The organism is Mitsuaria sp. TWR114 (assembly GCF_007997345.1).
In genome coordinates, this window is record NZ_VOSR01000498.1 from 1 (window position 1) to 5450 (window position 5450).

A 5450-nucleotide genomic window follows, 5' to 3' on the forward strand; every position below is an offset into this window, starting at 1 on the left:
TGGGTTTCGAGGCCGCGGTGAGCACCGCGGCCGGCGTGGCGCTGCCGGGCGCGGACTGCTTCCAGCTGCCGCGCTACACGCCCTGGGGGCGCTCGACCGCGATGTTCGCGGCCCGCATGATGCGCAACGCGCGGATGGGCGGGCCGGCGGCGGTCGTCTGAGCGCGCGCCCTCGAGGGGGCGCCAGTGGATGGGCGCAATCACGCAAAGTAGTGGATCACGCGATCGTCGGCGCCGCGCAACGAGCGACCGGCCGACACGGCCTGGGTGAAATCCACCGCGCGCTGGCGGCCCAAGAATGGACGGCCTGGAGGTGAATCCATGCTGCAAGTCCTTCATCGCATCCTTGATCGCATCCGCGCGGCGCGCGAGCCGGAGCACCGCGTCGGCCCCGCGATCGATGAGCGGGTCTTCCACCGTCCGGCGCTGGCCGAGGATCTGGCTGCGAGCCTGATGTCGCGCTCCTACGCCTCCGGGATGTTCCTCACCGCGCCCCGCCGCACGGGGAAAAGCACCTTCATCCGCCATGACCTGATTCCCGCACTCGAGCGTCAGCATCGCGCGCTTGTCCTCTACGCCGACCTTTGGGAGCACCGCGCCGAGGACCCGGGCGCCGTGATCGTCGGACTGGTGGCCCGCGCGCTGAAGGCGCGCAAATCCGCGGCGCAAGCGGTGCTGGAGCGGTTCCGCCTGTCCCGACTGAAGGTGCCGGGCCTCGAACTCGACATGGACAAGGCCGCCCCGGCGCCGGCGCTGCAACCCTCCCTGCGCCAATCGCTGGAGCGCCTTTCGAACCTGACGCGGCGCACCGTCGTGCTGATCGTCGACGAAGCCCAGCACACGCAGACCACCGCCTACGGGCGCGAGGTGATGTTCATGCTCAAGTCGGCACGCGACCAGTTGAGCAATCGGGAGCTGCTGATGTTCCGGCTGCTGATGACCGGCTCGCACCACGCGAAGATCGAGCGGCTGGTCCGCTACAAGCATGAGGCGTTCTACTGCGCCCCATTGAAGGCGATGCCGACCTTGGGGGGCGAGGACTACTTCGAATGGGAGCGGGCCGCCCACGCGCCGGCCTTTCTCCCCGCGCTCGACGCCATGGGCCAGGCCTTCGAGATCTGCCTGCGCCGGCCGGAGGTGTTCCACATCGCCTGCCAGGCTGCCAGCGCCCGGGTGGCGACCACCGCGGAGAGCCAGGAGCAGTTGCTGTTGCGGATGGCACGCCGGCACATCGATGCCGAGCGGCAGGAGTTCCTGCATCGGCTGATGAAGCTGGATCCGCTGGACCAGGCGGTGCTGCGATCGATGGCGGAGGCAGGGCCGTCCTTCGCGCCGTTCTTTCCGGCGGCGGGGGAGCGGATCTCGGCGCTGCTGGCAGCGATGCCGGGCACGCCGGCGCGGCCCACCTCGCCGGGCGACATCCGCGTTGCGCTCACCCGGCTCTGCGAGGCCAACCTGGTGTGGAGCGGCGACGGCCCCTACGTGTTGGAGGACGCACAAGCCGCGGTGTGGCTGAGGGAGCTGGAGCTGTCGAGACTCACAACCGATAGTTCGGCCGCCGCCCTCGCAGCCACTGCTCCAGCATCATCAGGATCCACACCATCTCGCCGTAGTACCCGGGGTGCTCCGGCAGTCGCTGCTTGAGCAGGCTCTCGATGAAGGCCGGCCGGACGATGCCGCGCGTGGCCAGGCTGCCCAGCGAATCCTCCGCCAGCGCGCGCAGCTGCGCGTCGCGCGTCGCCCAGACGCCGAAGGGCAGGCCGAAACCCTGCTTCTTCTTGACGATGATCTCGTCGGGCAGGAAGCCACGCAGCGCCTCCTTGAAGAACCAGCGCAGCTTCAGCCCCTTGAGCTTGTAGTCCGCCGGCAGGCGCTCCGAGAAGGCCAGCAGCTCGTCGTCCAGCATCGGGAAACCGACCGAGGTGCCCGCCAGCGAGGTCGTGCCCACCACCTTGGGCAGGTCGGTGTCCGCCAGCGTGTAGCGCCAGTCGAAGGCCAGCATCCGGTCGACCAGCCGTCCGGTCTTGATCGCGTTCCACACCTGGCGCTGCTGCTTCTGCGGACCCAGCGGGTCGACGCGTCGCAGGAAGTCGGTTTCCAGCACCTCGCCCAGGCCCAGTCGCGTCAGCAGGTTGTAGCTCTGCAGGCGGTCGGGCATCGGTACGCGGGCCTGGTCGATGTAGCTCGCGCCTTTCTTCAGCAGCGGCAGCTTGCCCACCGGCGAGCCGAACACCGGCTGCAGCACGAAGTCCCGCAGCGGTCCCGGCACGCGCCCGTACCACGAGAACACCGTCTGCTTGGCGTAGCGGGTGTTGCCGCCGAAGAGCTCGTCGCCACCGTCGCCGGCCAGCAGGTGCCGCACGCCGTTGTCGTGCGCGCGCCGGGCGCAGTAGTAGGCCGGCAGCGCCGAGCTGTTGCCGAAGGGCTGGTCGTAGTGGGTCGCGACCTTGGCGATGCCGTCGACCAGGTCCCGGGGCGTCACGTAGTACTCGTGATGCCGGCAGCCGAAGTGCTTGGCCGCGATGCGCGCGAAGGCCATCTCGTCGTAGCCCTCGGCCTCGAAGCCGATCGAGTAGGTGTCCGCCGGCCGGCCCGCGACGCGGCTCAGCATGCCGGCGACCGTCGAGCTGTCGGTGCCGCCGCTCAGGAAGCAGGCCGCGTCCGGCGCCTGCATCGCCCGTTGCACCGAGCGCTCCAGGATCTGCCGGAACTCGTCCTTCAGGTCCTCGAGCCGCGGTGCCGGCTCGGCGCGGAAGGTCGGCGTCCAGTAGGGCAGCACGCGCAGCTCGCCGCGCTCGAAGATGCCCACATGCCCCGGCGGCAGGCGGAAGATGTTGCGGAACACCGTCCGCGGCGACGGGATGGCATGGAAATAGAGGTAGTCGAACAGCGCCTGCGGATCGAGGTCGACCTCGTCGCCGGCCAGGTCGTCCGCGCGGGTGGCGACCTGCAGCTCATGGCCGACGATGCGATAGCACAGCGGCTCGATGCCGAAGCGGTCGGTCGCCAGCACGGTGCGGCCGCCGGGCTGGCGCCAGGCCACTGAGAAGCGGCCGCCGACCTGCGCCAGCGCCGGTACCGGATCGGTCGCCGACAGCAGCGTCTGCCAGGCGGTGTCGCGTTGCGCGGCCGGGGCGTCGGCGGGAAGGCCCGGCAGGGCCGGTTGTCCGGTGGAGAGGAAAAGGGCGGTGCTCGTCATCGTTCTGGGCGGTCCGGGGTCCGACCGCGGTGCGGAAAGGGTGCGCGCGCGGGCTGGGGGATTCTGTCGTGGAAACGTGGCGCTTCCACCCGCGCGGACCCCTGGGTTCGCGGGGAGCGCGGGCCCGGTGCGCGTCCCGGCCATGCCGCACAATCGCGGCCTGCCCGCCGCCGGTGGCGGGTGCTGGAGCCGGTTTGCAGATTCACTGGATGCCTCACGCGCTGAACCCGGCCTACGCCGGCGTGCGCTTGCGCTGCCTGATGCCGAGCCGCGAATTGCGGCGCTCGGGCCTGGCATCGCGCGTGCTGGATCCGGCTGCGCCATCGCCGGCGCTGCCGTCAGGCGGCGTGCTGGTGGTGCAGGCGAAGTGGCTCCTGGATGCGGGCTCGCCCGGCGCGCTGCGCGCGCGGACCGCGCAACTGGCCCAGGCCCGCGAGCGCGGCGCCCGGCTGGTGCTGGACAGCTTCGACAACTATTTCCTGAACGAATCCGGCGACCCGGCCCGCGGCGAGCTGCTGGCCGCCTATCGCGAGGCGCTACCGCTGTTCGCGCTGTTCACCGTCTCCTCGCCGGGCCTGAAGCCGTTGCTGGAGGCCGAGCTGCCGCCGGACCTGCGGACCGCCGCGCTGGTGCGGGTCGTCGGCGATCCGGTCGAGACGCCGGCGGCGGCGCGCGACTTCGAATCGCTGCCGCATCGCCTGCATCCGGGCCGCTGGGGCGCCACTGGCGCGCCTGGCGCGAACTGCGCGAGCACCGCGCGCAGCGCCGCCAGGCCCGGCAACTGATGTGGTTCGGCAATCACGGCAGCGCCTACGCGACCGGCGGCATGGCTGAGCTCGAGCGCCTGCTGCCGCTGCTGGAAGCCGCGTCGCGGCGGCAGCCGCTGCGGCTGACGGTGGTCAGCAACTCCGAGCAGCGCTACCGCGACCTGCTGGGCCGCGCCGCCTTCCCGCACCGCTACCGGCCCTGGGACCGGCTGCATTTCCTGTCGCTGCTGGGCGAGCAGGACCTGGTGCTGCTGCCGGCCCGCATGACCGCCTTCACGATGGCCAAGAGCAACAACCGCATGCTGCTGGCGCTGGCCCAGGGCGTGCCGGTGATGGCCGATCCCTTGCCCGACTACCAGCCCTGGCGCGCCTTCTGCGCGCTGGACGAGTGGGACCGCCTCGCCGAGCACCTCGTCGACCCGGCCCCGCTGGCCGCCCGAGCCCGCGCCGCGATGCCCGCCATCGAGCGCGACTACTCCACGCGCGCCATCGCCGCCCAATGGCGCGAAGCGCTGCAAGCTCCCGCCGTCCGATGAGCCGCATGACCCCTGATGCCCTAGCCACGCCGCAGCCGCCCGTCGCCGCTGCCGTGCCAGCAGCCGCTGGTGCCACTGAAGCCGCCGGTTCCAGTTCCCCGGTGGAAGCCGGATCGATGCCCGCGTCCTCGCCCGACGAGCCGCTGGCGATCGCCATCGTGCTGCCGCAGTTCCACCCGATCCCCGAGAACGACGCCTGGTGGGGCAAGGGCTTCACCGAGTGGCGCAACGTCGCCAAGGCGCGGCCCCTCTACAAGGGCCATCACCAGCCGCACCTGCCGGGCGAGCTCGGCTTCTACGACCTGCGCCTGCCGGAGGCGCGGGCCGCGCAGGCGGCGCTGGCGCGGCAGTACGGCATCGGCGGCTTCTGCTACTACCACTACTGGTTCAACGGCCACCGGCTGCTGGAGCGCCCGGTCGAGGAGATCCGCGCCAGCGGCGAGCCCGACTTCCCCTACTGCCTGGCCTGGGCCAACGAGAACTGGAGCCGCGCCTGGAACGGCAGCGAGCGCGAGATGCTGATGCAGCAGCGCTACTCCGACGAGGACGACGAGGCCCACATCCGCACGCTGCTGCCGCACTTCCGCGATCCGCGCTACATCCGCATCGACGGCAAGCCGCTGTTCATCGTCTACAAGGTCGACCACCTGCCCGATCCGCGCCGCACGCTCGAGACCTGGCGCCGCATCGCGCGCGAGGAAGGTGTCGGCGAGCTGACGCTGGCCCAGTTCGAATGGAGCGGCAGCGGCTCCGGCGCCGATCCGCGCGAGGTCGGGCTGGACCTGTCGATCGAGTTCGCGCCCGACTGGCGGCGCCTGGGCGGGCGGCACTTCACCGGCTGGAAATCGAGGGTGCTGATGGCGCTGGGCCTGCTGCCCAAGGCCTACGGCGAGCACAACTTCTTCGACTACCAGCGCATGGTCGACGGCGTGCTGGCCAAGCCCGCGCC

5 protein-coding genes are annotated in these 5450 nt (G+C 71.2%); 4 read left to right on the forward strand and 1 reads right to left on the reverse strand.

Annotated features, from left to right (window positions below; genetic code table 11):
* Nucleotides 1-320 precede the first annotated feature (320 nt).
* Nucleotides 321-1643 carry an AAA family ATPase gene (locus FUT87_RS17665; RefSeq protein WP_147241857.1) on the forward strand — a complete coding sequence of 441 codons (1323 nt, stop codon included), beginning with the start codon at nucleotides 321-323 and terminating at the stop codon, nucleotides 1641-1643.
* Here FUT87_RS17665 and FUT87_RS17670 read toward each other — a convergent pair.
* Nucleotides 1537-3198, reverse strand: coding sequence for an asparagine synthetase B (locus tag FUT87_RS17670; RefSeq protein WP_147241858.1), 1662 nt, complete (start codon nucleotides 3196-3198; stop codon nucleotides 1537-1539). The genes FUT87_RS17665 and FUT87_RS17670 overlap by 107 nt on opposite strands.
* Nucleotides 3199-3407: 209 nt before the next feature.
* Here FUT87_RS17670 and FUT87_RS17675 point away from each other — a divergent pair, with 209 nt between their 5' ends.
* The 3 genes from FUT87_RS17675 to FUT87_RS17685 all read left to right on the forward strand — a co-directional run.
* Nucleotides 3408-3983, forward strand: coding sequence for a hypothetical protein (locus tag FUT87_RS17675; protein ID WP_147241859.1), 576 nt, complete (start codon nucleotides 3408-3410; stop codon nucleotides 3981-3983).
* Nucleotides 3983-4501 (forward strand): hypothetical protein, encoded by a 519-nt coding sequence (locus FUT87_RS17680; protein WP_147241860.1) that lies wholly within the window; start codon nucleotides 3983-3985, stop codon nucleotides 4499-4501. The genes FUT87_RS17675 and FUT87_RS17680 overlap by 1 nt, the downstream gene beginning before the upstream one ends.
* A gap of 116 nt (nucleotides 4502-4617) precedes the next feature.
* On the forward strand, nucleotides 4618-5450 hold an 833-nt coding region (locus FUT87_RS17685), incomplete at its 3' end, for a glycoside hydrolase family 99-like domain-containing protein (protein ID WP_147241861.1).